Origin of the sequence: Halobacterium yunchengense (genome assembly GCF_037031165.1) — an archaeon.
Taxonomy (GTDB): domain Archaea; phylum Halobacteriota; class Halobacteria; order Halobacteriales; family Halobacteriaceae; genus Halobacterium; species Halobacterium yunchengense.
Window position 1 is genome coordinate 156,806 of the sequence record NZ_JAYEZL010000002.1, and the last position, 25,060, is coordinate 181,865.

The 25,060-nt window shown below is 71.4% G+C and carries 23 protein-coding genes; 10 read left to right on the plus strand and 13 right to left on the minus strand.

Going from position 1 to position 25,060, the window contains the following annotated elements:
- The 3 genes from U5911_RS05975 (at window position 1) to U5911_RS05985 (ending at window position 3,139) form a co-directional block, all read left to right on the plus strand.
- The gene (locus U5911_RS05975; RefSeq protein ID WP_336036041.1) at window positions 1-1,188 is read left to right on the plus strand and encodes a helix-turn-helix transcriptional regulator; all 1,188 of its coding nucleotides are present in this window, start codon (window positions 1-3) and stop codon (window positions 1,186-1,188) included.
- A 182-nt stretch (window positions 1,189-1,370) separates the two neighbouring features.
- Window positions 1,371-2,171, plus strand: coding sequence for an electron transfer flavoprotein subunit beta/FixA family protein (locus tag U5911_RS05980; protein WP_336036042.1), 801 nt, complete (start codon window positions 1,371-1,373; stop codon window positions 2,169-2,171).
- On the plus strand, window positions 2,168-3,139 hold the full coding sequence (locus U5911_RS05985) for an electron transfer flavoprotein subunit alpha/FixB family protein (RefSeq protein WP_336036043.1): 972 nt from the start codon (window positions 2,168-2,170) through the stop codon (window positions 3,137-3,139). Before U5911_RS05980 ends, U5911_RS05985 begins: the two co-directional genes overlap by 4 nt.
- A 204-nt stretch (window positions 3,140-3,343) precedes the next feature.
- Here U5911_RS05985 and U5911_RS05990 read toward each other — a convergent pair whose 3' ends face one another.
- Complete coding sequence (locus U5911_RS05990; protein WP_336036044.1) at window positions 3,344-4,564, minus strand: acyl-CoA thioester hydrolase/BAAT C-terminal domain-containing protein; 1,221 nt, start codon at window positions 4,562-4,564, stop codon at window positions 3,344-3,346.
- Window positions 4,565-4,939: 375 nt separating this feature from the next.
- On the opposite strand from U5911_RS05990, the gene U5911_RS05995 reads away from it, so the two are divergent.
- A complete protein-coding gene (locus U5911_RS05995; RefSeq protein ID WP_336036045.1) occupies window positions 4,940-5,782 on the plus strand; it encodes a polyprenyl synthetase family protein in 843 nt (280 codons plus the stop codon).
- 18 nt (window positions 5,783-5,800) lie between these two features.
- Here the strand turns inward: U5911_RS05995 and U5911_RS06000 are convergent, their stop codons facing one another.
- Window positions 5,801-6,898 carry a DUF373 family protein gene (locus tag U5911_RS06000; RefSeq protein WP_336036046.1) on the minus strand — a complete coding sequence of 366 codons (1,098 nt, stop codon included), beginning with the start codon at window positions 6,896-6,898 and terminating at the stop codon, window positions 5,801-5,803.
- Window positions 6,899-6,957: 59 nt separating this feature from the next.
- The gene (locus U5911_RS06005; RefSeq protein WP_336036047.1) at window positions 6,958-8,268 is read right to left on the minus strand and encodes an MFS transporter; all 1,311 of its coding nucleotides are present in this window, start codon (window positions 8,266-8,268) and stop codon (window positions 6,958-6,960) included.
- Between the two features lie 99 nt (window positions 8,269-8,367).
- On the opposite strand from U5911_RS06005, the gene U5911_RS06010 reads away from it, so the two are divergent.
- Window positions 8,368-9,363 (plus strand): radical SAM protein, encoded by a 996-nt coding sequence (locus tag U5911_RS06010; RefSeq protein ID WP_336036048.1) that lies wholly within the window; start codon window positions 8,368-8,370, stop codon window positions 9,361-9,363.
- A gap of 67 nt (window positions 9,364-9,430) precedes the next feature.
- Window positions 9,431-10,150: a helix-turn-helix domain-containing protein gene (locus U5911_RS06015; protein WP_336036049.1), complete on the plus strand. Its 720-nt coding sequence runs from the start codon at window positions 9,431-9,433 to the stop codon at window positions 10,148-10,150.
- 97 nt (window positions 10,151-10,247) lie between these two features.
- On the opposite strand, the gene U5911_RS06020 is transcribed toward U5911_RS06015, so the two are convergent.
- Both U5911_RS06020 and prf1 read right to left on the minus strand, forming a co-directional pair.
- Entirely contained in the window at window positions 10,248-10,547 is a 300-nt protein-coding gene (locus U5911_RS06020; protein WP_336036050.1) for a HalOD1 output domain-containing protein, read from the minus strand.
- 120 nt (window positions 10,548-10,667) lie between these two features.
- A complete protein-coding gene (gene prf1, locus U5911_RS06025; protein WP_336036051.1) occupies window positions 10,668-11,918 on the minus strand; it encodes a peptide chain release factor aRF-1 in 1,251 nt (416 codons plus the stop codon).
- Between the two features lie 232 nt (window positions 11,919-12,150).
- Here prf1 and U5911_RS06030 point away from each other — a divergent pair, with 232 nt between their 5' ends.
- Entirely contained in the window at window positions 12,151-12,993 is an 843-nt protein-coding gene (locus U5911_RS06030) for a MinD/ParA family protein (protein WP_336036052.1), read from the plus strand.
- Between the two features lie 205 nt (window positions 12,994-13,198).
- On the opposite strand, the gene argS is transcribed toward U5911_RS06030, so the two are convergent.
- The 8 genes from argS to U5911_RS06070 all read right to left on the minus strand — a co-directional run bounded on the left by argS (window position 13,199) and on the right by U5911_RS06070 (window position 22,439).
- Entirely contained in the window at window positions 13,199-14,953 is a 1,755-nt protein-coding gene (argS, locus tag U5911_RS06035) for an arginine--tRNA ligase (RefSeq protein ID WP_336036053.1), read from the minus strand.
- A gap of 73 nt (window positions 14,954-15,026) precedes the next feature.
- Entirely contained in the window at window positions 15,027-15,773 is a 747-nt protein-coding gene (locus U5911_RS06040) for an ABC transporter ATP-binding protein (RefSeq protein WP_336036054.1), read from the minus strand.
- Window positions 15,770-16,585 carry an ABC transporter ATP-binding protein gene (locus U5911_RS06045; RefSeq protein WP_336036055.1) on the minus strand — a complete coding sequence of 272 codons (816 nt, stop codon included), beginning with the start codon at window positions 16,583-16,585 and terminating at the stop codon, window positions 15,770-15,772. Before U5911_RS06045 ends, U5911_RS06040 begins: the two co-directional genes overlap by 4 nt.
- A complete protein-coding gene (locus U5911_RS06050; RefSeq protein WP_336036056.1) occupies window positions 16,585-17,637 on the minus strand; it encodes a branched-chain amino acid ABC transporter permease in 1,053 nt (350 codons plus the stop codon). The genes U5911_RS06045 and U5911_RS06050 overlap by 1 nt, the downstream gene beginning before the upstream one ends.
- Window positions 17,637-18,518 (minus strand): branched-chain amino acid ABC transporter permease, encoded by an 882-nt coding sequence (locus U5911_RS06055; RefSeq protein WP_336036057.1) that lies wholly within the window; start codon window positions 18,516-18,518, stop codon window positions 17,637-17,639. The genes U5911_RS06050 and U5911_RS06055 overlap by 1 nt, the downstream gene beginning before the upstream one ends.
- A gap of 19 nt (window positions 18,519-18,537) precedes the next feature.
- Window positions 18,538-19,890, minus strand: coding sequence for an ABC transporter substrate-binding protein (locus U5911_RS06060; RefSeq protein WP_336036058.1), 1,353 nt, complete (start codon window positions 19,888-19,890; stop codon window positions 18,538-18,540).
- Between the two features lie 117 nt (window positions 19,891-20,007).
- Complete coding sequence (locus tag U5911_RS06065; RefSeq protein WP_336036059.1) at window positions 20,008-20,757, minus strand: SDR family NAD(P)-dependent oxidoreductase; 750 nt, start codon at window positions 20,755-20,757, stop codon at window positions 20,008-20,010.
- Window positions 20,758-20,969: 212 nt separating this feature from the next.
- The gene (locus U5911_RS06070; RefSeq protein ID WP_336036060.1) at window positions 20,970-22,439 is read right to left on the minus strand and encodes an aldehyde dehydrogenase family protein; all 1,470 of its coding nucleotides are present in this window, start codon (window positions 22,437-22,439) and stop codon (window positions 20,970-20,972) included.
- 152 nt (window positions 22,440-22,591) lie between these two features.
- Here U5911_RS06070 and twy1 point away from each other — a divergent pair, with 152 nt between their 5' ends.
- From twy1 to ribB, 3 genes are all read left to right on the plus strand, one after another.
- Window positions 22,592-23,554, plus strand: coding sequence for a 4-demethylwyosine synthase TYW1 (gene twy1, locus U5911_RS06075; RefSeq protein ID WP_336036061.1), 963 nt, complete (start codon window positions 22,592-22,594; stop codon window positions 23,552-23,554).
- Window positions 23,555-23,690: 136 nt separating this feature from the next.
- On the plus strand, window positions 23,691-24,395 hold the full coding sequence (locus tag U5911_RS06080) for a DUF120 domain-containing protein (RefSeq protein WP_336036062.1): 705 nt from the start codon (window positions 23,691-23,693) through the stop codon (window positions 24,393-24,395).
- Complete coding sequence (gene ribB / locus U5911_RS06085) at window positions 24,379-25,041, plus strand: 3,4-dihydroxy-2-butanone-4-phosphate synthase (protein WP_336036063.1); 663 nt, start codon at window positions 24,379-24,381, stop codon at window positions 25,039-25,041. Before U5911_RS06080 ends, ribB begins: the two co-directional genes overlap by 17 nt.
- Window positions 25,042-25,060 lie beyond the last annotated feature (19 nt).

Below are 25,060 nucleotides of genomic sequence, written 5' to 3' on the forward strand. Positions count from 1 at the left end.
ATGCGGCAGGCCGCCCTCCTCGTCGCCCTCGTCTGCGTTCTCGCCGTGCCAGTCGCCGGTTCGGCGGGCGTCGCCGGGCCGGCCGAGCAGCCGCTGCTCCAGGCCGGCCAGCACGGCCAGCAGGCCCTCCAGGACGAGGAGACGCCGGCGAGGGAGGGCGTCGACGTCACGGTCCAGATCCAGTCCGACGGCGCCGCGGAGTGGAACGTCTCCGCGAAGTACGCCCTCGAGGACGCCAACGACACGGCCGCCTTCGAGGAGTTGCGCCAGGAGTTCGAGGCCTACGAGACGAACAGCGAGTTCTCCGTGGACGTGTTCCGCGCGGTCGTGCCGGACGTCAGCGACTCGGTCGGCCGGTCGATGGAGATCCGGAATCCCGAGCGGACCTCGGCGGTCGTCCCCGCCGGGAACAACACGTCGGTCGGCGTGCTCTCCGTGGAGTTCACGTGGACGAACTTCTCCCGGGTCGGCAACGAGACGCTGGTCGTGGACTCGTTCGCGGGCGGCTGGTTCGGCGACCTGCGGGACGGCCAGCGGCTGACCGTCCGCCCGCCCGAGGGCTACGACACCGACCAGGTGCAGCCGGCGACGAGCATCTCGGAGGGCGCGTACGTGTGGACGGGCCCCCAGGCGTTCGCGCCGGGAGAGCCGAGGGCGGTGTTCAGTGAGGACGACCCGTCCGGTCCGACGTCCGGCGTCTCGCTGCTGATCGTCGGCGGCGTCGGCGGCCTCGCGCTGCTGCTCGGCGCGGTGCTCGCGTGGGCGTACTACCGCGACCGGGAGTCCGGCTTCCCGGCCGGCCTGCCGAGCGTCTCGTCGTGGTTCGACGGCGGCGACGGCGGAGCGCCCTCGGACGGCGCGGCCGCGGCGAGCGGCGAGCCGGACGGCGGCGCGGCGAGCGAGCCAGCGGACGCGGGCGCCGAACCGGTCGCGGCCGCGGGTGACGAGCCCGCCGAGTCGGACGACGTCGACCTCGAACTGTTGAGCGACGAGGAGCGCGTCGAACGGCTGCTGCGTGAGCACGGCGGCCGCATGAAGCAGTCCCGGATCGTCGAGGAGACGCGGTGGTCGACCGCGAAGGTCTCCCAGCTGCTGTCTTCGATGGACGACGAGGACCGCGTGGAGAAGCTCCGCATCGGCCGCGAGAACCTCATCTCGCTGCCGGACGAGGACGTCGGCGAGGAGTAGCCAGCGGCTCGCCGGGTAGTGGTGGTGCGTGGGGTAGTGGTGGTGCGTGGGGTAGTGGTGGCGCGCTGAGTCGCGGCGGCTCGAACGGCCGGACGGACCGGTGGCGCCGTCGGCCGGAAACTCCGCGTGCGCTCCCTGCGGTTCCGAAAACGTTTACCTCCGCGCCGAGCGACGATGTGACGATGAAGGTTCTCGTCACCGTCAAGGAGGTGGCCACCGTCGAGGACGACTTCGAGATCTCCGGGACCGAGATCGAGGAGACGTACCTCGACTACGATCTCAACGAGTGGGACGACTACGCCGTCGAGGAGGGCGTCCAGCTGGCCGAGGCCGGCGACGACGTGGAGGTCGTGGCGGTCACCATCGGGCCGGAGCGCAGCGAGGAGACGATCCGGATGGCGCTCGCGAAGGGCGCGGACCGCGCGGTGCGCGTCTGGGACGACGCCATCGAGGCCGTCGAACTGCTCGACGTCGAGACGAAGGCCCAGCTGCTGGCCGCCGTCGTCGCCGAGGAGGACCCCGACCTCGTGCTCTCCGGCGTGCAGGCCAACGACGACAGCTTCGGCGCGACCGGCGTCGCGCTCGCCGAGGAACTTGGCTTCCAGTGGGCGGCCGTCGTGAACGCCCTCGACACCGAGGGAGTGCTCGAGGAGGGCGTCGCGAGCGTGCGCCGCGAACTGGAGGGCGGCGTCGAGGAGCTGACCGACGTCGAGCTGCCGGCCGTCCTCACCATCCAGACGGGCATCAACGAGCCGCGGTACGCGAGCCTGCGCGGCATCCGGCAGGCCCAGTCCAAGGAGATCGCGCCGAAGACCCTCGACGACCTCGGCCTCGAGGCGTCGGTCGTCGAGTCCAGCCTCGACGTCACCGCGATGTACGAGCCCGAGACGGAGAGCGACGCCGAGTACTTCGAGGGCGACGCCGACGAGCAGGCCGCGAAACTGGCGGACGTGCTCCGCGAGAAGGGGGTGGTCGGCGAATGACCGTGCTGACCGTCGCCGACCACCGGCGCGGCGAGCTGCGCGACGTCTCCCTCGAGCTGCTGACGGCGGGCCGCGAGCTCGCCGACGCCGCGGGCACGGAGCTGCACGCGGCGGTCGTCTCCGGGAACGTCGAGTCGTTCGCGGACCAGCTGAACCGCGAGGGCGTCGACGAGGTCCACACCGTCGAGTACGGCGAGGAGTTCAACCACGACGTGTACGCGCAGGCGGCGACGGCGCTCGCCGAGGACCTGGACGCGGAGTTCCTCGTCGTGCCGAACAGCGTCAACGGCCTGGACTACGCGCCCGCCGTGGCGTCGCGGCTCGGCCGGCCGTACGTCTCGGACGCGGTCGGCCTGGACTACAGCGAGGGGACACTGGAGGTCACGCGCGAGATGTACGGGTCGAAGGTCGAGACGACCGTCGAGGTCGCCGAGGGACCGTTCGTCGTCTCCGTCCGCGGCGCGGAGTGGCCGGCCGCGGAGGGCGTCGGCGACGCCGACGTCTCGCCGTTCGACTTCGCGGTCGACGAGGACGCCGTCGGCTCGACGGTGAAGGGCTTCGAGGAGGTCGGCGGCGGCGACGTCGACATCAGCGACGCGGACTTCCTGGTCTCGATCGGCCGCGGCATCGAGGAGGAGGAGAACCTCGCGCTCGTCGAGGAACTCGTCGAGGTGACGGGCGCGACGCTGTCCTCGTCGCGCCCCATCGTGGACAACGGCTGGCTGCCGAAGAACCGGCAGGTCGGCCAGTCCGGCAAGCAGGTGACGCCGGACGTCTACCTCGCGATCGGCATCTCCGGCGCGGTCCAGCACGTCGCCGGCATGAAGGGCGCCGACACCATCATCGCGGTCAACACCGACCCGAACGCGCCCATCTTCGACATCGCCGACTACGGCGTCGTCGGCGACCTCTTCGAGGTCGTGCCCGAACTCATCGAGGAGTTCGGCGGCAGTCCGCCGAGCGTCTGAGGGGGAGGGTCCGCGGCCGCAGGCCGCGGTTCGATCGCGTGCGACGCGAACCCTCGTGTGAGCGAGCACGCGAGGGTTTTTTTCACCACGTTTTTGCTGTGCGGGTGCGCGCAGCGCACCCGAGCAGGAAAAAGTGGTCGTGACGAGTTCGGCGGCAGTCCGCCGAGCGTCTGAGGGGGAGGGTCCGCGGCCGCAGGCCGCGGGTCAGCGCTTCGTTTGCAGTCCGTCCTCGAGCGCGTTCAGGACGGCGGGCCAGGCGTCTTCGCTGGCGCGGACGGTACCGCGCGCGGTGCCGCCGGCGCGGTCGGTCTCGTCGAGGCCGCCGAGGGGGGCGTACGGCGTGCCGACGAGGTGGCCGCAGTCCTCGTAGGTCCGGTGGTCGAAGCGGTGCTCGAAGTCGCGCTCGCGGAGGCGCTCCGCGATTGCCTCGGAGAGCCGCCACGAGTCCCAGACCCGGTCGTCGCCGCCGGAGAGCAAGAGGACGGGGCCGTTGGTCGTCTCGACGGGCGGGACGACGTCGGCGACCGGTTTCTCGTCGAGGTCCGCGAAGCGCGGCGCTTCCTCGGCCGTAATGTGGGGGACGGGGTCGCCGTCGCGGAGCCACGCCGGTTCGTCGCTGGGCGTGTCCCAGGGGACGCTGCCCGAGTAGGAGACGACGGCGCCGGGCCAGCCGTAGTGCGCGCCGAGCAGGAGCGCGGCTTCGGCGCCGCGGGAGGCGCCGACGACGCCGACGCGGCCGTCGCGGACCTCGGGCCGGTCGCGGAGCCAGGCGGCGGCGTCGTCGAAGTACGACAGGGGGACGCGTTCGAGTTCGTCCGGGAGGCCGTCGTGGGCCTCGTCGAAGTACGTGAGCGCGAGCGCGGCGTAGCCCTGGGACGCGAGCAGCCTGGCGGTGCCGTCGGAGCGGCGGCCGCCCGAGCCGTGGAGCTCGAGGACGCCGGGGTGGGGGCCGTCGCCGGCGGGGAGGTAGAGCGTGCCGACGACGCCGTCGGCGTCGACGTCGCGGCGCTCGATATCGTCGTCGTGGAGGACGCGCGTGATGGTCCGGTCCGTTTCGGCGTCGTCGGTTTCGGCGCGGAGGGTGACCTCGAGGCGCTGCACGCCGCTCAGGCGCGCGAACGGCGCGTCGCCGTCGGACGTCATCGCCCACAGCCACGCCATCGGGTGGGCGTCGTCCCAGTCGCCGTCGTCGGGAGCGTGTTCGGTGAGGTCGGCGACGCCGTCGTCGTCGGCGGTGAACGTCGCTCGCGCGGTGAACTCGTCGCCGTCGGCGTCCTCGAGGGACGACGAGAACTCGACGGCCGCGCCGGGGTCGGCGCCGGTCACGCGGACCTCGATCGGGTCCGTGTTGGGGGAGGCGTCGCGAGCGTGGATGGCGAGTGACTGGTCGTCGGGACCTGCGGCTGGTTGTCTGTCTGCTGTCATGGTGTCGTGGGAGGGGCGGTCGGTGGCCGGTGCCGGGAACGTGGCTATCAGTGGTGCTGTGGTGACTGCTGTGGGTACAACGGAGCCCGCAAAAAGACTTGTGGAAGAAATTGAATTTCTTCTTCACTTACAAATTCGCGGCGCGGGCTGAAATAGATTTTCCCGACTCCGGTTACACTTCTGTGCGGGTTGGTGGCGCGGGACTAGGTGGCGTCGGCGCGACGCACACGTCCGCGGGACCGGTCGACGACTGTGTCCGCGCCGCGCTCGCTCCGCCCACCCCGACGGTCGCGTCCCACGCGCAGCGACGCGTGCGGGGCTGCCGCCCGCGGAATCCCGTCACGTATTTCCGCGAGAGTCCCCGAGTGGCGGGTAATGGAGTACGTGGAGGCGCGCCGCGCCACCATCGAGCAGCGGCTCGCGGACACCGTCGGGTCCGTCGAGCCCGCCGAGCTCGGCGACGAACTCGAACACGTCGTACTCGCGGGCGGCAAGCGCGTGCGGCCGACGCTCACCGTGCTCGTCTGCGAGGCCGCGGGCGGCGACGGCGAGGACGCGATGGACTTCGCGGTCGGGGTCGAACTCGTGCACAACGCGTCGCTGGTCGTCGACGACATCATCGACCAGTCCGACGTCCGCCGCGGGAAAGCCAGCGCGTGGGCGGAGTACGACTACGGCCCCGCTCTGGTCGCGTCGAACGGCCTGCTCGGCGAGGCGTTCGCGCTGTTCTCCCGCGACCCGCGCGCCATGGAGTGTGTCACGGACGCGCTCGTCGAGCTCGGCGAGGGCGAGGCCATCGAGCTCGTCGACCGGCCGGCGACCGAGGCCGAGTACATGGAGCTCGCGCGCCGCAAGACGGGCGCGCTGTTCCGCGCCGCCGCGGAGCTCGGCGCCATCGCGGCTGACGCCGACGGCCGGTCGGTGGAGGCGCTCGGCGAGTACGCCGAACGCGTCGGCGTCGCGTTCCAGATCCGCGACGACGTCCTCGACGCCACCGCCGAGAGCGCCGACCTCGGGAAGCCAGCGGGCGTCGACGAGGAGATGGACCGCCCGAGCATCGTGCGCGTCACCGACCGGTCGCCCGAGGAGCTGAACGCGCTCGCCGAGCGGGAGAGCGAGCGCGCGATGGACGCCCTCGACAGCCTCGACCTGCCGGCGGGCGAGGCCTACGACTACCTGGAGTACCTCGCGGAGTTCGTCGTCTCCCGGGAGACCTGACGGCGGGAGTCGGCCGCCTCAGGCGGCGTCGGGGTCCGCCTCGGGGTCGCCGCGCCAGGACTCCACGACGGCGAACGTCAGCGTCGACAGCACGCTCACCAGCGTCCCGACCGTCAGCACCGCAGCGAGTTCGGGGAGTGTCACGTACCCGAGGAAGAACGCCGACAGCGTGTGGAGCACGGCGGCGATCGAGAGCACGTAGAACGGCGCGTTCAGGTACCGCCAGCGGAACCGGTCGGCGAGGTACTCGTCGGTCACCTGCCCGAGGCTCGTCGTGAGGCCGGCCGCCGCGAACCACCGCACTGCGCCGAACGTCAGCGCCGCGACGACGGTCGACGGCGCGAGCGTGCCGCCGGTGCGCTCGCGGACGGTCGCGAGCTCGTTCGTCCCCTCGACGCCGCCGATGACGAGGAGTGCGGCCGCGACGACGTACGTGATGAGCGTCACGCGCCCCGTGTAGAGGCCCGAGCGAACGCGGTCGACCGCGTCGTCGACGGTGGACTCCAGGCCCAGGCCGCGGAACAGCGCGTACAGGCCGACCGCCGCGGAGGACACGCCCAGCACCGCGCCCGGCAGCCCGAGGACGTCCGCGAGCACCGCCAGCGGGTAGATGAGCAACAGGACGCCCAGCGGCACGAGGATCGTCCCGCGCGTCTCGGGGTCGTTCATCACCTGCTTGAGCGTGTAGTACATCGACTCGAGGTCCTGGGCCTGCCGGACGACCACGCGCTTGACGGCGTCGATGGGGACCCGCGACCGGATGACGGGGACGACGGACTCGTCCTGCGCGCCGTCCGTGACGACCACCGCGCGCACGGGCTCGTCGCTGCGGATGGCGGCGAGCACCTCGTCGACCTCGCGGCCGACCTTCCGGTTCGCCTCGACGCCGCCGCGCTCGAGGCCGGTGACCGCGGCGACCTCGACCGCCTCGTCGGTGCTGTACTGGTCGTGGAGGTGGACGCCCTCGAAGAGGACGTTCACGTCGCTGTCCTCGGGGTCGGCCTCCGCCAGCGACACCGCGGCGTGCTCGACCTCGTTCCGGCCGACGACCGGCGTCGGCACGCCGGTCTTCCGGCCGAGGTCGTCGTCGAGGTCCACGCAGAGCACGAGCAGCATTCGCTGGACGGTACGGGAGCGCGGTATAACTGCTTTCGGGAGTCTGTCACGCCTCGCCGTCACCGGACGTGGCCGGGGTCGGTGAGCCGCGCGGCCGCGTCGGTGCGCGCGAGGCCGACGGCGATGCCGACGACGGGGACGAGCACGACCGCGCCGAGCGCGAACGGCGCCCAGTACCCGACCGCGGCGTACGCGGCGCCCATGACGACGGGGCCGACGGTGCGCGCGAGGCTGCCCGCGGACTGGGTGACGCCGAACGCCGACCCCTGGACCTCGGCGCTCGCGCGCCTGGAGACGAGCGCCACCAGCGAGACGTTCACGACGCCGTTCCCGGTCGCGAGCGCGGCGAGCACGACGAGCAGCGCCGCGAGCTCGGGGTCGAGCCAGCCGGCGGTCGCGAACGGCAGGAGGGCGCGGCCGAGTTCGGGCGCCGCGGGGAGCGCGCCGATGGCCGCCAGCAGCACCGCGACGCCCGCGACGGTCGCGCGCGGTTCGCCGACGCGGTCGGTGAGCCGGCCGACGAACACGCCCTGCACGAGCACGGAGAGCACGCCGATGTACGCCAGGAGGAGCGCGCTCCGGGTCGTGCCGTAGTCGTAGACGTCCGCGACGAACGGGATGAACATGATCTGGACGCCCGAGAACGCGAACGAGAGCGCGAAGAACGCCACGAGGAGCCCGCGCAGCGACGGCGCGAGGAGCGCGTCCCGCAGCGACGCCACCGGGGAGACGCTGCTCGCGGGCACGGCCGAGGCGACCCGCCTGGACTCGGGGAGGTAGCGGTACGTGAGCGCGAGGTTCGCGGCGGCGAGCGCGGCCGCGCCGAACGCGGGCAGCGAGAACCGCGTCACCGGCAGCCACGCGGGCGCGACGCCGCCGACGGCGGCGACCACGGGGTCGAACGAGAGCACCGCGCCGAGCGACGGCCCGACGATGAACCCGAGGCCGAGCGCCGCGCCGACGAGCCCCAGCGCCTTCGTCCGGTCGGCCTCGGGCGTGATGTCGGCGACGTACGCCTGCGCGGCGGCGACGTTCCCGCCCATCGCGCCGGCGAGCAGGCGGGACGCGAACAGCCACGCGAGGCTCGTCGCGAACCCGAAGACGGTCCACGCGACGGCGCTACCGGCGACGGACGCGAGGATGACCGGGCGGCGGCCGTGGCGGTCGGACAGCGCGCCGAGCACGGGCGCCCCGAGGAACTGCAGCAGCGAGTACGACGCCGCGAGCAGACCGATGACGAGCTCGTCGCCGCCGAAGAAGCGCGTGTAGAACGGCAGCACCGGGATCACGATGCCGAACCCGGCCAGGTCGACGAACACGACCGCGAGCACCGAGACGAGTGCGCGGCGGCGCTCCGGCTCGGCGGCCATACTGGCGACGTCGGCGCCCGCCACGATAAACCCCTGGCCGGCCGCGGACGCCGTTTCGCACGGTTTTTGAGCCTGCGGGGAGTAGTCGGTCGCCAACGAATGATCTCGAAGGGCTGTGAGCAGTGCGCCAGGGGAGGCAAGATGGTGCTGTTCGTCTACGGCTACTGCGACCAGCGCGACTGCTTCTACTGCCCGCTCGGCGAGAACCGGAAGAACGTCCACCAGGTGTACGCCAACGAGCGCCCCGTCGAGAGCGACGAGGACGTGCTGGCGGAGGCGAAGCTGATGGACGCCCTCGGCACGTCCATCACGGGCGGCGAACCCCAGGAGGTGATGGACCGGACGTGCCGGTACCTCAGCCTCCTCAAAGACGAGTTCGGCGAGGACCACCACACGCACCTCTACACGGGCATCACGGGCGGCCGCGAGAACATGCGACGCCTGAGCGAGGCCGGCCTCGACGAGATCCGCTTCCACCCGCCCTACGAGCAGTGGGGCGACCTCCACGGCACGGAGTGGGAGGACATCCTCTACACGGCGCGCGAGGAGGGACTGACGCCGGCGTTCGAGATTCCGGGCATCCGCGCCGAACCGGAGTTCCTGGAGTTCCTCGACGAGGGCGCCGCGGAGTTCTGCAACGTCAACGAGTTCGAGATGAGCCAGGGGAACTACGAGCGCATGCAGCAGGAGGGCTTCGAGCTCCAGGACGACCACATGAGCGCCGTCGACGGCTCCAAGGAGCTCATCCTGGAGGCGATGGCCGACCACGAGCGCGTGTACTTCTGCACGAGCGTGTTCAAGGACGCCGCCCAGCACCGCTCGCGGCTGAAGCGCATGGCGCGGAACGTCCGCCGCGAGTTCGACGACGTCACCGAGGACGGCACGCTCGTCTACGGGAAGACGTACGCCGACCCCGAGTCGTTCGAGGCGCTCGGCGTCCCCGAGGAGTTCTACACCGTGAAGGCCGACCACGTCGAGGTCGCGTGGTGGCTCCTCGAGGAGATGGTCGACGACGGCGACGTCGACGACGGCGAGATCGTCGAGCAGTACCCGACGTACGACGGACAGGTCGTCGAGCGGACGCCGCTGGCGTAGGAGCGTTCGCGCCGACGGCGCGGGCAAACGTTGATTATCGACCGTGTTGTATCCCTGTAGACAGTCGATGGAGGAACACACGCCGGCTGACTCCTCGGAGCGCGTCTGGGAGGTGGAGTTCCACCTCCACGACTCTGGGTACCCGTTCGTCGCCGCCTCCGCGGAGACCGACAGCCGGTTCGAACTCGCGGAGATGGTCCCCCGGGCCGACGGCGAGTACGCGGAGTTCTTCGACGTGACGGGCGTCAGTCCGGAGCGCGTCGCGGCGCTCGTGGCCGACCGGGACACCGTGGACGCCACCCTCGTCACCGAGTACGAGGACGGCGGGCTCTTCGAGTTCGTCGTCTCCGGGCGGTGTCCGGCCGTCGAACTCGGGGAGCTCGGCGCGCTGCCGCGCGAGGTCGAGGGCGTCGACGGCCGCGGCCGCATCGTCGCCGAGATCCCGCCGGGACGCGACCCGTCGGTCGTCGTCGAGTCGTTCCTGGCGGAGAATCCCGACGCCGAACTCGCCGCCAAGCGCGAGAAGGACGGCGTCAACCCGCTGTTCGCCGACTCGTCGTTCCGGCAGGTGCTCCGGACGCACCTCACCGAGCGCCAGCGCGAGGTCCTGCGCGCCGCCTTCGAGGCGGGGTACTACGACTGGCCCCGCGAGAGCACGGGGTCGGAGGTCGCCTCGGAGCTCGGCATCACCTCCGCGACGTTCTCCGAGCACGTGCACGCGGCCGAACGGAAACTCCTGAGCGTGCTGTTCGGCGGCGCGGAGACCGCGGACGGCGACGACTCGTGACGGGTCACGGAACCGCCGCCGACTCGTGACCGGCACGGCATCGCTCCCGCGACGGACCAGGTATCGTGACGGACCCGACAGCGCGTCGGTCGCGCGCTCAGTCGCGGGCCACGAGGACCCGGCCGTCCGCGTGCACCGTCACGTCACACCCGTTGTACCGGAAGGAGACGCGGCCGGTCCCGGGCGGGGACGGCGCCGAGCCCGGACGGAAGAGGGCGTCGAGCGCGTCCGGGTCGAGGACCTCGTAGAGCGACGGCATGCTCGCCGGGTCCTCGCCGGTCGCCGCGGCGACGGCTTCGACGACGCCCTCGGACAGTCGGTCGGCCTGTACCCTCGCGTCGACGTCGCCGTCGACGCCCTGACCGGTCGCCGTCGGCTGGTCGTTTCGTCCGTGCATCGAACCACGCAAACTCGTGTGGACACGTAACGGCGCGGCCCGGGATAGTTCGACTCCCTACACCTCAAGGCCGCGTCCGCGACCGGCCGAGGTCGAACGCGTCCGCGAGCGCCGCCGGTCCTACACGCCGGTGCCGTACCGGAGGATGCCGGCGATGCCGCCGAAGGCGGTGAGGAGCTGCTCGCCCTTCTCGAAGTCCGTGGAGATGAAGTGGGTGTCCGTGCCGCGCTGCTCGGCGATCTCCATGAGGTGGTCGATGGCGTCCTCGCGCTCGACGGCTTCGGCGGGCTCGCCGCACTCCGAGCACTCGTGGTCGGGCGTGTCGGCGCGCTGGTCGACGAGCTCGCGGTCCTCGTGGCCGTTCGGGCACTCGTAGGTGACGACGTCCTGCCGGAGGTCCTCGGAGATGAGCAGCGTCTCGACGGACCCCATGACGAGGTTCTTCCGCGTCGGCTCGAAGCCGTACGTGGCGAGGTCGCCGCCGTTGAGCTCGCCGAAGAACTCCTCCATGTCGGACTTGTCGTCCATCAGGTCGGCTTCCGCGAGCGTGTCCTGGGCGCGGTCGACGAGCTCCTTCAGGCCGGACTCGTCGGTGTAGGAGACGTCGAACTTCCCGAGGACCTTGTCCTGGAGCTCGTGGTGGAGGTAGTCGCCGTCGAGGAACTCGTCTTTGGTGGGCGACGGGCCGCCGACGAGGACGCCGTCGAGGTCGTGGCGCTCGGGGACGAAGAGGTCGTTGGCCATCTCCGCGACCTCCTGGTAGAAGTTGTCGATGGCCTCGAGGCGGAGGCGGGCGAACCGCTGGGCGGACTGGCCGCCCTTGCGCTGTTTGCCGGGGACGAGACTGGACGCGGACTTGACCGCCTCGATGCGTTTGCCCTTCAGCCAGCCGACGTTCGCCTCCCGCCGGTCGAGGACGATGAGCCCGTAGAGGCCCTTGTCGCCGAGCATCTCCTCGAGGGGCTCGGTGAGGAACTCCGCGTCGCAGTGGTAGCGGAACGACTCGACGGGCTGGGGCGGGGACTCCAGGACCTCCGTGACCATGTCGGTCTGGCCGCCGCCGGCGTCGACGGCGCCGGAGAAGATGACCATGCCGTTGTCCGGCGGGTAGGTGTCGTAGTAGCGGAGGCGGTCCTTGATGGACTTGAGGGCGTCCTGGACGTTCGTGCGCGTCTGCTTGGACTTGATGTTCGAGGCTTCCGAGTGCTCCTGCGTGACGTGGGCGACGACGTCCGAGACCTGCTTGTCCGGGGGGATGTAGATGGTGACCAGCTGGGTGCCGGAGCCGGTGTACTCCTTGAGGTCCTCGATGACCCGCTGGAACTCGTACTTCCGGCGGTCCTCGGACGGTGCGCCCTCCTGCTCGCTCATTGCGCTGAGATAGCCGGCGTGCGCGTAAGTAACCTTTGACCTGGGCGGTCTCGGTGGGTCGTCCGGGGCGGACTGGGCGATTCGACGGTGGCGGTGTTCGGTGCGTCGGTGGCGTTCGCTCCGACGGTGGCGGTGTTCGGTGCGTCGGCGGTGGTGCTCGGCGGCGAGGCGGTTCGCTGCGGCGGCGCGTCCCGCCCAACGCTTTAAGCCCCAGTCTGCGTAGGCGCCCACAATGACTGGGCGCGTGTTCGCCGTCGCCAGCGGCAAGGGCGGCGTCGGGAAGACGACGACGGCCGTGAACCTGGCGGCGGCCACGGCGGAGGCCGACCGGTCGGTGGTGCTCGTGGACTACGACCTCGGGATGGCGAACGTCGGCGCCGTCCTCGACATCGAGGCGGCGGACGCGACGCTGCACGACGTGCTCGCGGGGGACGCGGACCCGCTGGACGCGGTGGCGGCCGCGCCCGGCGGGTTCGACGCGATGGTCGGCGGGACGGACATCGAGGACTTCGGGCGCGCGGACCCCTCGAAGCTCCGCGACGTCGTGGACGTCCTGCGCGGGGAGTACGACGTCACTATCGTGGACACGGGCGGCGGCCTCAGCCACGACACGACCGTCCCCCTGGGGCTGGCCGACGACGTCCTGCTGGTGTCGACGCCGCAGGTCGCCGCCGTGGAGAACACGGCGAAGACGCGGGACCTCGCCGCGCGCGTCGGCGGCGACGTCACCGGCGTGATCCTGACGCGCGTCGGCAGCCGGGACGGCGAGGGAGCCGACGCGGCCGACGACCTCGGGGCGTCGCTGCTCGGGACGGTTCCGGAGGACGGCGCGGTCGCGGACAGCGAGGACGCCCGCGAGCCCCTGGTGGCGTTCGCGCCGGAGAGCCCGGCGGCGCAGTCGTACCGCGAACTCGGCTACGAGCTCCTCGGCGAGTCCCCGCCGGTCTCGTTCCGGGACGGCGACGAGGAGGCCGCGCCGGCGTCGGCGGGCGCCGCGTTCGCGGACGTGGCCGACGACGACGAGCCCGAGCGGCGGTCGCTGCTCTCGAAGCTCACGGGCGGCCTGCTCGGCTGAACGGCGCCCAGGCGGGGGGAGCGTGCGCCGAAACGGGAACCATTAAGCAATCACGCCGTCGGACACACGCACATGGCAAACGACAACTCGGTCTCCACGGGCTGGCTGCTCCTGTACGTCGTCATCGCGTTACTCGTCATGTACGGCGCCGTCGCGTACGTCGGCGGCCTCTGACGGAGCGGGCTCGTTCTGCGGCGCCGGCCGCTTACATCGACTCGGGCGCGGCGATGCCGAGCACGCCGAGCGCGTTCGCGAGCGTCTGCCGGGACGCCTCGACGAGCGCGAGGCGCGCGGCCGCGACGTCGTCGTCGACGTCCTCGGCGAGCACGGGACACGACCGGTAGAAGGCGTTGAACGTGTCCACGAACTCGCGGGCGTACGTCGCGACCTGGTGGGGTTCGCGCTCCGCCGCGGCCGCCTCGACGACCGCGGGGAAGCGTGCGACCGCCTGCAGGAGCGCGCGCTCGTCCTCGCCGGCGAGCGCGTCGGCGTCGAGAGCCGGCTCGAGGCCGTCGGCCTCGCCGAGGATGCCGCATGCCCTGGCGTGGGCGTACTGGACGTAGGGCGCGCTCTGGCCCTCGAAGTCGAGGGCGTCCTCCCACTCGAACGTGATCGCCTTCGTGGGCTGCTTGGAGACGACGTCGTAGCGCACCGCGCCGATGCCGACCTGTTCGGCGATGCGTTCGACGTCCTCGTCGGTGAGGTCGTCGTCGCGGATGCGGTCGTCCACCCGGGAGCGGACGGCGTCCTCGGCGCGCGCGACGGCCTCGTCGAGCAGGTCGTCCATGTCGACGCCCGTGCCCTGGCGCGTGCTCATCGACTCGCCGCCCGGGAGGTTCACCCACGCGTAGAACACCTCCTCGAGCCGGCTCGTGTCGTTGCCGAGCACCTCGAGGGCGGCCCGGAGCTTGTTCGCGTGCAGCTCCTGGTCCTCGCCGAGCACCGTGATGGCGTGGTCGAACGTCTCGAACTTCCACTCGTGGTGGGCGATGTCCCGGGTCGTGTACAGCGTGGTGTCGTCCGAGCGCAGGAACACGAACGACTGCTCGATGCCCCAGTCCTCGAGGTCGAGCTGCCACGCGCCCTCCTCCTTGAACGCGTGCTCGGCGTCCCGGAGGCGGTCGACGACCTCGTGCGTGGAGCCGTCGCGGAGGAACCGCGTCTCCTTGACGAACTCGTCGAACTCGGCGGGCAGCCGGCCGAGAGTCTCCCGCATCCCGCCGAGGACGGTGTCGACGACCGTCTCGACGCGCTCGAGGGTCTCCTCGTCGCCCTCGTCGAGCCCCTCGATGATGGCCGCGATCTCCGCTTCGGCCGCCTCGACGGCCTCGGGGTCGCCCTCCTCGAGGAACTCGTTGCCCTTCCGGTAGTACCGCACGAGGTCGTAGTCTGGCTTCTCGCGGCCTGGCTCGGGCAGGTCGGACTCGTCGAAGGTCTCGTACGCCCACGTGAACACGGCCATCTGGCGGCCGGCGTCGTTGACGTAGTACTCGCTGGTGACGTCGTGGCCGGCGAACGCGAGGATGCGCGCCAGCGCGTCCCCCAGGATGGGGTTGCGGGCGCGGCCGACGTGCACCGGCCCCGTGGGGTTCGCGCTCGTGTGCTCGACGACGACGGACTCGCCGGTGTCCGGCAGCCGCCCCCAGTCCTCGGCCTGTGCGTCCTCGAGGGCCCCCTGGAAGTACGCGTCGCTCGGCGCGAAGTTCACGTACGGGCCCTGCGTGGACGCCTCGGCGACCAGGTCGGCGTCGGCGAGGTCGATTGCGTCGGCGATCTCGGCGGCGACCTGCGGCGGCGGCGCGCCCGCCTCGCCCGCGAGCCGGAACGCCACGCTGGACGCGAGCACGGCGGGCACGTCCGCTGGCGGCTCCTCGATGCCGAGGTCCCCGGTCGGGTAGTCGAGGTCGGCCAGCGCCGCCTCCAGCGCCGCCTCGACCTCCCGGCGGAAAGCGATGAACATACGCCAGCAGTGGCGGCCGTCCGCAAAAGGTGTTCTGAACGACGTTCGACGCGGCGCCGAGAAGCGGCGCCGCCTACTGGCCGAGGTAGAGGTCGCGGACGCGCTGGGAGTCCCGGATGGTCTCGGCGTCCGCCTCGAACTTGTTCTCGCCCATGTCGAGGGCGTACGCGCGGTCGGTGACCTCCAGCGCCGCGGAGACGTTCTGCTCGACCATCAGCACCGCCGTCCCCGCCTGGCGGATCTGGTCGACGTGCTCGAACGTCCGCTCGATTAGCTGTGGGGCCAGGCCCGCCGACGGCTCGTCGATGAGCAGGACGTCCGGGTCCGGCATGAGCGCGCGCGCCATCGCGAGCATCTGCCGCTCGCCGCCGGACAGCGTCGCGGCGTCCTGGGACTGCCGCTCCTCGAGCCGCGGGAACAGCTCGAAGAGGTCCTCGCGGCGGCTCGCTGGGTCGGCGGCGTGGAGCGACCCGATGTCGAGGTTCTCCGCGACCGTGAGGTTCGGGAAGACGTTCGCCGTCTGCGGGACGTACGCGACGCCGTGTGGCACCATCTCGTTGGACTCGAGGTGCGAGTAGTCCTCGCCGTCGATCTCGATGGTGCCGTCCCACAGCGGCAGCTGCTTGAACAGCGCGCGCATCAGCGTCGACTTCCCGGCGCCGTTCGGCCCGAACACGAGCACGATCTCGTCGTCCCGCACGTCGATGTCGACGCCGTACAGGACCTGCAGGTCGCCGTAGCCGGTCTCGACGCCGCGCGCGGAGAACACCGCGTCCTCGTACCGGCGGACGGTCTCGATGTCGGTCTCGGCGTCGCTCATTCGTCGTACCCCCCGAGGTAGGCCTCGACGACGCGTTCGTCCTCCTGGACGATCTCGGGCGGCCCGGACGCCAGCGTCTTCCCGTTGTGCATGACGACGACGCGGTCGCAGTGCCCCATGACGACGTCCATGTCGTGCTCGATGAAGAGGATGGTGCGGCCGCGGTCGTTCAGCTCCTCGAGGCGGTCGAGGAGATCGTCGGTCAGCGAGGGGTTGACGCCCGCGACGGGCTCGTCGAGCATGATGATCTCGGGGTCCATCATGAGCACGCGCCCGAGCTCGAGGAGCTTCCGCTGGCCGCCCGAGAGCGCGCTGCCGTACTCGTCGGCGAGGTGGTCGAGCTCGAGGAACGCCAGCGTCTCGTCGACGCGCTCCTGGAGGTCCCGCTCCTCGCTGCGCACCGTCCCGGCCCGCAGCAGCGGCGCGAGCGCGCGCTCGCCGGTCTGGCCTTTCGCGGCGAACGCGAGGTTCTCGCGGACGGTCATCCCGCGGAACGTCTTCGGCGTCTGGAACGTCCGGCCGACGCCGCGGCGCGCGACCGCCGTCGGGGACAGCCCCTGGATCTCGTCGCCGTTCAGGCGGACGGCGCCGCTGTCCGGGCGGTGGACGCCCGTGATGCAGTTGAACAGCGTCGACTTCCCGGCGCCGTTCGGCCCGATGAGGCCGGTGATGGACGCGCGCTCGACGTCGAAGGTCGCGCCGTCGACGGCGACGAGGCCGCCGAACGTCTTCACGACGTCGTCGACCTCCAGCAGCGCGTCGCCGCCGGTCGTCGCCGCGCCGGCCGCGGCGGCGGTGTCGTCGGCGCTCATCACTCACCCCCCTCCTCTTCGCCGAGCGCCTCGATCTCGGCGGGGTCGCCGAGCAGGCCCTCCGGCCGGAACCGGACGACCAGCACGAACAGCAGTCCGATGACCACGAACCGCATGCTCGGGATGAACGAGGGGTTGTTCGGGAGCGGTCCGAAGACGGCGGGGAGCACGCCCGCCAGCGGCCCCGGGAGCGCCTCCAGGAGCCAGTCGTAGGCGGTGGTGATGAACCGCGTCGACTCCTCGAAGGCCATCACCATCGCGGCGCCGGCGACGGCGCCCGTGTTCGACGCGGCGCCGCCGAGCAGCATCGCCGCCCACACCGTGAACGTGACGTGGGGGACGAACTGCGCGGTGACGACGCTGCCGACGTAGTGGGCGTAGACGCCGCCCGCGAACCCGGCGATCATGCCGCCGATGACGAACGACTTCAGCTTCACGGCGGTGGTGTTCTTCCCGAGCATCTTCGCGGCGTCCTCGCTCTCGCGGACGCCCTTCAGCAGGCGGCCGAACGGCGCGTCGAGCACGCGCTCGACGAGCAGGTAGACCGCGAGCAGGCTGGCGAGCGCGAACGCGAGGTACGCGAGCTGCCAGACGTCCGGCCCGAGCGCGGCCTGCCCCGGCCGCGGGACCGCGTTCATGCCGAACGAGCCGTTCGTCAGCCACGCCTCGTTGACGAGCACGTCGCTGAACACGCCCGCGAGCGCGAACGTCGCGATGGCGAGGTAGTGGGTGCCGAGGCGGACGCTCGTCGACCCGATGAGGGCGGCGAGGAGGCCGCCGACGAGCGTCGCGGCGGCGAGGCTGACGGGGAACCCCCACGGCATCGGGAGGTTGAACCAGATGGTGTAGCTGGCGTTCGTCACGGTCGACGGCGGCGGCATCGTCACGATGGCCGACGCGTACGCGCCCGCCGCGAAGAACGCGACGTGACCGAAGTTCAACAGCCCCGTGTAGCCGTAGTGGACGTTCAGGCCGAGCGCGAGCAGCCCGTAGATGGCGGCGATGGTGGCGACGCCGACGAGGAACGCCGCCCACCCGGTCAGCAGCGCCATCAGAACTCACCTCCCCGGATGCCCTCCGGTTTCACGAGCAGGACGCCGACGAGGATGAGGAAGGCGTACGCTCGCGTGTAGTTCGCCGAGAGGTACGTCGACCCGAAGTTCATCGCGAGCCCGATGCAGAACGCGCCGAGCATCGCGCCGTACGGCCGGCCGATGCCGCCGAGCAGCGTCGCCGCGAAGACGACGATGAGGTACTCGAAGCCGACGACCGGCCGGAACGGCGAGAACAGCACGGCGTACAGCACGCCGGAGAGCGCGCCGGCGGCCGCGGAGAGGAACCACGTCTGGCGGACGACGCCCGTGGTGTCGATGCCCGCGACCTCCGCGAGCGAGCGGTTGCCGCTGGTGGCGCGCATGCGCTTGCCGAGCATCGTCCGCGTGAGCAACACGTGGATGGCGAGCATCGTCACGACGCCGGCGAGGAGGACGCCGACCTCGAGGTCCGTCAGCCGGAACAGCCCGAAGTAGTCCTTGCGCCGCATCAGGGGGATGGGGAGCTGGCGCGCGGTGACGCCGACCCACCCCTGGAGGAGGTTCCGGAGGACGAACGACACGCCGATCGAGGTGATGAGCAGCGGGAGCGCGCCGCGGTCTGCGATCGGTTCGAAGAACGTCCTGGAGACGGCGACGCCGAGCGCGCCGACGACGAGGACGGCGACGACGGCGGCCGCGGGCAGCGGGAGCGACAGCCCGAAGAGGCCGCCCGCGAGGAACACCGTGAGGTAGGCGCCGTACGTGAGGAACTCGCCGTACGCGAAGTTGATGAACCGCGTGACGCCGTAGGACAGCGTGAGACCGACGGCGCCGACGGCGATGACGCTGCCCTCGACGAGGCCGAATACGACAGTCTGTAGGAAGGTGTCGAAGACCATACTGGAGCGGGGTGGGGGTTTACAGCGCCTCTGGCGGCAGTCGGCCGGCTTCGGTCCACTCGCCGTCCGACGCGATCTTGATGGAGAACGGCGCGACGATGTCGCCGTCGTCGTCGAAGTTGATGGGGCCGACCAGCCCCTCGTAGTCGACGTCGGTGCCCGCCTCGATGGCCTCGGCGCCCTCGGCGTAGCTGGTGACCTTCTCCTCGGGCGGCTTCGCGACCGTCGGGACGGCCCCGGCGATGTTCGGGCCGGTGAAGTCCTCGTCGTTCGCGGCGACCTGCTTCAACGCGAGCGCGAGCACGTTCATCGCGTCGTAGGTGTTCGTCGCGAACGTCTTCGACCCCTCGTCCCAGCCGGCGTACTCGGTGATGGCCGAGAAGAACTCCTCGAGGCGGCCGGCCTCCTGTGCGGGCTGGTAGCTGGCGGCGTTCAGCCCGAGCATGTCGTTCGTGACCCGGTTGTCGCTCTGGGAGAGGAAGTCCTGGTTCGTCTGGTCCTGGGTGGCGAACCAGTTGCCCTCGTAGCCGGCCTGGAAGCCGGCTTCCGTGATCTTGACGCTGTCCTCGACGGACGCGATGAGCACGCAGATCTCGGGGTCGGAGTCCATCATCTGCTGGACCTCCGAGGAGTAGGAGGCCTTCCCGGTGCGGATGTCCATCGCGGTGGTGACGGTGCCGCCGAACTCCTCGAACGACGACCGCACGGGCTCTTTGAACGACTGGAAGACCTCCTTGTTCCCGACCATGAGCGCCATGCGCTCGTAGTCCTGGAGGGAGTTGTACTCCTGGTCGCGGGCCGCTCGCGCGATGGCGCGGCCGCCGAGGGAGTCCGAGGACACCGTCCGGAAGACGTAGTCGCCGCCGCGGTCGTCGAGGGACGTGGTCCCGGCGGTCGGCGTGACGACCGGCACCTCGTTTTCGACGAGCCTGTCGATGACCGCCGACATGGTGATGCTCGTCGGGCCGATGACGCCGTCGACGTCCTCGACGTTGACGAGGCGGTCGGTCGCGGACACCGAGGCGTCCGGCGACGCTTCCGTGTCGCCCTGGACGACCGACAGCTGGCGGCCGTCGATGCCGCCCTGGTCGTTGATGTCCTCGACGAGCATGTTCACGACCGGGAGCACGTTGGCGCCGACCCACGCGTAGTCGCCGGAGAACGGCAGCAGGACGCCGACCTTCAGGTCGTCGCTGTCGCCGCCGCCACCGCCGCCGCTCGTGGTGGTCGCGCCGCCGCCACCGCCGCTGTCGGTCGTCGTGTCGTCGCCGCTCTCTCCGTCGCCGTCACCGCCGCCGGTGCAGCCGGCGATTGCCGTGACGGCCGCTACGCCTCCGGTTCGTCGCAGGAACGTCCGCCTGTCTATCCCCATGATACGTTTTCACACAATAAGGGGGTAAAAGCATTCGGCCAGTGGTAACGTCTGCCAGAACCGCCGGACGCGGCCGCGGTCCGTGACACAACAGAACTGAGGCGTCCGGACCGCCCGCTACACGTCGCGGCCGCCGTCGACTTCCAGCGCCGTCCCCGTGATCATGTCGGCGTCGTCCGACGCGAGGAACGCCGCCGCCTGCGCGATGTCGTCGGGTTCCGCGAGCCGGCCGAGCGGGATCGTCTCGGCCATGTCCTCGACGGTGAGCTCGTCGCTCGTGAAGTCGGGGAGCATGTCGGTGTCGGTGGCGACCGGGCAGATGGCGTTCACGCGGATGTCGTCGCCCGCGAGTTCGTGTGCGAGCTGCTTCGTGAGCGTGATCATCCCGCCCTTGGACGCGCAGTACGCCGACAGGCCCGTCCGCGGCCGGATGCCCGCGGTGGAGGCGGTGTTGAGGATGACGCCGCCGCCCTGCTCGCGCATGTGGGGGACCGCGTACTTCGCGCCGAGGAACGCGCTCTTGAGGTTCACGTCCTGGATCGCGTCCCACGTCTCCTCGGTGACGTCCTCGACGGGCGTCGACTCCTGGGGGATGCCGGCGTTGTTGTGGAGGACGTCGATGCGCCCGTACTCGTCGACGGTGCGTTCGACGAACGCCGCGACGTCGCCGGCGTCGGAGACGTCGGCTTCCGCCGCTATCGCGTCGCCGCCGTCGGCCTCGATGCGGTCGACCGTCTCGGCTGCGGCGTCGGCGTCGAGGTCGACGACCGCGACGCGCGCGCCGCGCTCGGCGAACAGTTCCGCGGTCGCCCGGCCCATGCCCGCGCCCGCGCCGGTCACGGCCACTACTTTGTCACGTACTGTCATGCCGGAGGGGAGGCGGTCGACCACCAAAAAGACAGGGAGCACCGGCAGGCTTGACGCCGAGTCCGGTGGTCGCGTTCACGCGTCGACCGCCGCGCGTTGCGTTCAGTGTCGACCGGCCGTCGCGTCACCGGTCGACCGCCGCGCGTCGCGTCACCGGTCGATCTCTGCATGTCGCGTCAGTCGGTCGACCCACACGCTCACAGCGGCGGCGGTCAGGCGCCGGGCAGGTCGCCGCCCTCGCCGGACTCGAGGTTCACGGCGACGTTCTTCGACTGGAGGTAGGAGTCCAGCGCCGCCAGCCCCTTCTCGCGGCCGATACCGGACTTCTTGTACCCGCCGAACGGCGTCTGGTTCGTGTCCCCGAACCACTTGTTCACGTAGACGTTCCCGGCTTCGAGGCGGCGCGCCGCGCGGTGCGCGCGCCGCACGTCGTTCGTGAACACGCCCGACACGAGACCGTACTGGACGTCGTTCCCGATCTCGACGGGGTCCTCGCCGTCGCCGTACGGGATGACCGCCAGCACCGGTCCGAAGATCTCCTCCTGGGCGACCCGCATGCCGTTGTCGACGTCGACGAGCACGGTCGGCTCGAGGAAGTAGCCCTCGCGGTCGAGCGCCTCGCCGCCGGTCGCGAGCGTCGCGCCCTCCTCGAGGCCGACGTCGACGTACTCGCGGACGCGCTCGAAGTGCTCGGCGCTGTTCAGCGGCCCCATGTCGGGGTCCTCGCGGCCCGACCCGAGGTCGTAGGCCCTCGCGCGCTCGACGACTTCCTCGACGAACTCCTCGTAGACGGACTCGTGGACGACGGCGCGGTCGGCGGCGGAACACACCTGGCCGGCGTTCGTGAAGATGCCGCGCTCCACCCACGACGCCGCCTCCTCGACGTCCGCGTCCGGGTAGACGATGGCGGGGTTCTTCCCGCCGAGCTCCAGGGTCACCGGCGTGACGTTGTCCGCCGCGGCCTTCATGACGTGCTGGCCGGTGACGACGCTCCCGGTGAACGTGATGGTGTCGACGCCCTCGTGGCTCGTGAGCGCCGCGCCCGTCTCGCCGGCGCCGGAGACGACGTTGACCGCGGACTCGGGGACGCCCGCCTCGAAGCACAGTTCCGCGAGCCGGTACGCCGACAGCGGCGTCGTCGGCGCCGGCTTCACGACCGCGGTGTTGCCGGCGGCGAGCGCGGGCGCGACGCCGCGCGCGAACAGGTTCCCGGGGAAGTTCCAGGGGACGATCTGCGCGGAGACGCCGTACGGCTCGCGGACGGTGTAGTCGACCTGTCCGGTGCCGACCGGCACGGAGATGCCCTCGAGCTTGTCGGCGGCGCCGGCGTAGTACTCGAAGTACCGCGCCGCGCTCACGATGTCCGAGCGCGCCTGCGAGACCGGCTTGCCCTGGTCGCGGGACTCGAGTTCGGCGAGTTCGTCGGCGTGCTCGCGGATGCGCTGGCCGACCCGGTAGAGCGTGCGGCCGCGCTCGGCGGGGTCGGTGTCCCGCCAGTCCGGGAACGCGTCCGCGGCGGCGCGGACGGCGCGGTCGACGTCGGCCTCGTCCGCGACGGCGACCTCGGCGAACGCCTCGCCCGTCGCCGGGTCGACGGTCTCTGCGTACTCGCCGCCGGCCGGGGCGACGCGGTCGCCGCCGACGAGCAGGTCGTGTCGCTGTCCGTGCTGGGTGTCGCTCATGCCGGAGCCAATCACGCCGAGTTACTTGGTACCTCTCAACGAGGAAAAGGTCACCGGCGAGTCGGCGACCGACGACCCAGCGGGCACCGGCGAGCCGTCCGCGCGGCCGCGGTAGCGCCACGCTTTTCCTCGCGCTCGCCGAAGCCGATGGTATGCCGAAGCAGGTGGACGACCCGGACTACCACCACGAGAACCACACGGCCGCGCAGACGTGTGGCTGGACGGCGAACGCGATGCGCGGCGAGGGCACCTGCTACAAGCACGCGTTTTACGGCATCCGCTCGCACCGCTGCATCCAGATGACGCCCGTGGTGCGGTGCAACGAGCGCTGCGTGTTCTGCTGGCGGGACCACGCCGGCCACACGTACGAACTCGACGGCGTGGAGTGGGACGACCCGGAGGCCGTCGTGGACGCCTCGATCCGCCTGCAGCGGAAGCTGCTGAGCGGGTTCGGCGGGAACGACGAGGTGCCCAGGGAGCGCTTCGAGGAGGCGATGGAGCCCCGGCACGTCGCCATCTCGCTGGACGGCGAGCCCACGCTGTACCCCCACCTGCCGGAGCTCCTGGAGGCGTTCCACGACCGCGGCCTGACGACGTTCCTCGTGTCGAACGGCACCCGTCCCGAGGTGCTGGCGGAGTGCGACCCGACGCAGCTGTACGTCTCGGTGGACGCGCCGGAGCGCGCGACGTTCGACGACGTGGTCGGCGCCCAGGAGGACGACGCCTGGGAGAAGCTCGTGGACACGATGGACGTCCTCCACGAGAAAGACGACACGCGGACCGTCCTGCGGACGACGCTCGTCGGCGGCGAGAACACGGCGAACCCGGACTGGTACGCCGGGTTCTACCGGCGCGCGGACCCGGACTTCGTGGAGCTGAAGGCGTACATGCACGTCGGGGACTCGCGGGACCGACTCGACCGGTCGGCGATGCCGGACCACGAGGACGTCCTCGCGTTCGCGGAGACGGTACAGGAGCACCTGCCCGAGCACACGGTGCTGAAAGACCAGGCGGTCTCGCGCGTGGCGCTGCTGGCGCGCGACGCGGACACGTGGGTGCCGGAGCTCCGCGCGGACTCCGCCTTCTGGGACGGCGAGCCGGCGAGCGCGGACTGACCGGTCGCGGCGGGCGCTGACCGGCCGGTCGCTGTGCGAGCGGGGGGTGACCGACTGCGCCCCACCCGCGCCCTCAGTTTCGAGACGCGTTCCACTTCCGGTATTCTTATGCGGCGCGCTCGAGTACTCCCCACACATGTCGACAGCCACGGGCACGCGCGAGGTCGGGTTCGACGAGCTCGCCGTGCTGAAACTGCTCGCGCTCGACGGCGCGCGCCGCGGCGAGGTCAAGGTCTCCTGCGGGGACCTCGCGGACCGCCTCGACGCCTCCAACCAGACCGCGTCGCGGCGCCTCCAGGCGCTGGAGGACGCCGGCCTCGTGGAGCGCGACCTCGTCAACGACGGCCAGTGGGTCGCCATCACGGCCGCCGGCGAGCGCACGCTCGAACGCGAGTACGAGGACTACCGCCGCATCTTCGAGGACGCCGGCGAACTCGACCTCGTCGGGACGGTCACCAGCGGCATGGGCGAGGGCCGCCACTACATCAGCCTCCCGGGCTACATGCGCCAGTTCGAGGAGCGACTCGGCTACGAGCCGTACCTCGGCACGCTGAACGTCGACCTCGACCAGGAGAGCCGGCGCGCCCGCTCCGCGCTGGAGGCGATGGACGGCGTCCGCATCGACGGCTGGGAGGACGAGGAGCGCACGTACGGGCCGGCGACCTGCTACCCGGCGACCGTCGAGAGCGAGGACGCGTCGTTCTCGCCCGCGCACGTCATCGTGCCCGACCGCACCCACCACGACGAGAGCCAGGCGGAACTCGTCGCGCCCGAGAAGCTCCGCGAGGAACTCGGCCTCCTGGACGGCGACGAGGTGACAATCCGTGTCGAGGAGCAGTAGCGCAGCGCGCGCGGACGCCGCCGTCGAGGCGTTCCGCGACGGCGACCCCGTGCTCGTCCACGACGCCGCGGACCGCGAGGGTGAGGTCGACCTCGTCTACCCGGCGGGCGCGGTGACGCCGGACGCCGTCGCCCGCATGCGCAACGACGCGGGCGGCCTCGTCTGCGCGGCGCTCGGCGCCGACGTCGCGGACGCCTTCGACCTGCCGTTCCTCGGCGACGTCATCGACCACCCGGTCGCCGACCACGGCCACCTCGGGTACGACGACCGGTCGTCGTTCTCGCTGCCCGTCAACCACCGCGAGACGTACACCGGCATCACGGACGACGACCGCTCGCGCACCATCACCGAGCTCGCGCGCGCCGCCGAGCAGCCCGAGATCACGGACTTCGCGGCGGAGTTCCGCGCGCCCGGGCACGTCCACCTGCTGCGGGCCGCCCCCACGCTGGCGGACCGCCAGGGCCACACCGAACTCGCGGTCGCGCTCGCCGTCGCGGCGGGGCTGCCGCCCGCCGCGGTGGTCTGCGAGATGCTGGACGGCGAGACGGGCGGCGCGCTCTCCGTCCAGGACGCGAAGGCGTACGCCGAGCGCCACGGCTTCGTCTACGTCGAGGGCAGCGACCTGCTGGACGCGCTCGCGGAGTAGGCGGGAGCGACAATCGGGC

Excerpts from the sequence above, each read along its gene's own strand:
- U5911_RS05975 (WP_336036041.1), top strand. The coding sequence starts at position 1 with ATGCGGCAGGCCGCCCTCCTCGTCGCCCTCGTCTGCGTTCTCGCCGTG.
- U5911_RS05980 (WP_336036042.1), top strand. The coding sequence starts at position 1,371 with ATGAAGGTTCTCGTCACCGTCAAGGAGGTGGCCACCGTCGAGGACGAC.
- U5911_RS05985 (WP_336036043.1), top strand. The coding sequence starts at position 2,168 with ATGACCGTGCTGACCGTCGCCGACCACCGGCGCGGCGAGCTGCGCGAC.
- U5911_RS05990 (WP_336036044.1), bottom strand. The coding sequence starts at position 4,564 with ATGACAGCAGACAGACAACCAGCCGCAGGTCCCGACGACCAGTCACTC.
- U5911_RS05995 (WP_336036045.1), top strand. The coding sequence starts at position 4,940 with ATGGAGTACGTGGAGGCGCGCCGCGCCACCATCGAGCAGCGGCTCGCG.
- U5911_RS06000 (WP_336036046.1), bottom strand. The coding sequence starts at position 6,898 with ATGCTGCTCGTGCTCTGCGTGGACCTCGACGACGACCTCGGCCGGAAG.
- U5911_RS06005 (WP_336036047.1), bottom strand. The coding sequence starts at position 8,268 with ATGGCCGCCGAGCCGGAGCGCCGCCGCGCACTCGTCTCGGTGCTCGCG.
- U5911_RS06010 (WP_336036048.1), top strand. The coding sequence starts at position 8,368 with ATGATCTCGAAGGGCTGTGAGCAGTGCGCCAGGGGAGGCAAGATGGTG.
- U5911_RS06015 (WP_336036049.1), top strand. The coding sequence starts at position 9,431 with ATGGAGGAACACACGCCGGCTGACTCCTCGGAGCGCGTCTGGGAGGTG.
- U5911_RS06020 (WP_336036050.1), bottom strand. The coding sequence starts at position 10,547 with ATGCACGGACGAAACGACCAGCCGACGGCGACCGGTCAGGGCGTCGAC.
- prf1 (WP_336036051.1), bottom strand. The coding sequence starts at position 11,918 with ATGAGCGAGCAGGAGGGCGCACCGTCCGAGGACCGCCGGAAGTACGAG.
- U5911_RS06030 (WP_336036052.1), top strand. The coding sequence starts at position 12,151 with ATGACTGGGCGCGTGTTCGCCGTCGCCAGCGGCAAGGGCGGCGTCGGG.
- argS (WP_336036053.1), bottom strand. The coding sequence starts at position 14,953 with ATGTTCATCGCTTTCCGCCGGGAGGTCGAGGCGGCGCTGGAGGCGGCG.
- U5911_RS06040 (WP_336036054.1), bottom strand. The coding sequence starts at position 15,773 with ATGAGCGACGCCGAGACCGACATCGAGACCGTCCGCCGGTACGAGGAC.
- U5911_RS06045 (WP_336036055.1), bottom strand. The coding sequence starts at position 16,585 with ATGAGCGCCGACGACACCGCCGCCGCGGCCGGCGCGGCGACGACCGGC.
- U5911_RS06050 (WP_336036056.1), bottom strand. The coding sequence starts at position 17,637 with ATGGCGCTGCTGACCGGGTGGGCGGCGTTCCTCGTCGGCGTCGCCACC.
- U5911_RS06055 (WP_336036057.1), bottom strand. The coding sequence starts at position 18,518 with ATGGTCTTCGACACCTTCCTACAGACTGTCGTATTCGGCCTCGTCGAG.
- U5911_RS06060 (WP_336036058.1), bottom strand. The coding sequence starts at position 19,890 with ATGGGGATAGACAGGCGGACGTTCCTGCGACGAACCGGAGGCGTAGCG.
- U5911_RS06065 (WP_336036059.1), bottom strand. The coding sequence starts at position 20,757 with ATGACAGTACGTGACAAAGTAGTGGCCGTGACCGGCGCGGGCGCGGGC.
- U5911_RS06070 (WP_336036060.1), bottom strand. The coding sequence starts at position 22,439 with ATGAGCGACACCCAGCACGGACAGCGACACGACCTGCTCGTCGGCGGC.
- twy1 (WP_336036061.1), top strand. The coding sequence starts at position 22,592 with ATGCCGAAGCAGGTGGACGACCCGGACTACCACCACGAGAACCACACG.
- U5911_RS06080 (WP_336036062.1), top strand. The coding sequence starts at position 23,691 with ATGTCGACAGCCACGGGCACGCGCGAGGTCGGGTTCGACGAGCTCGCC.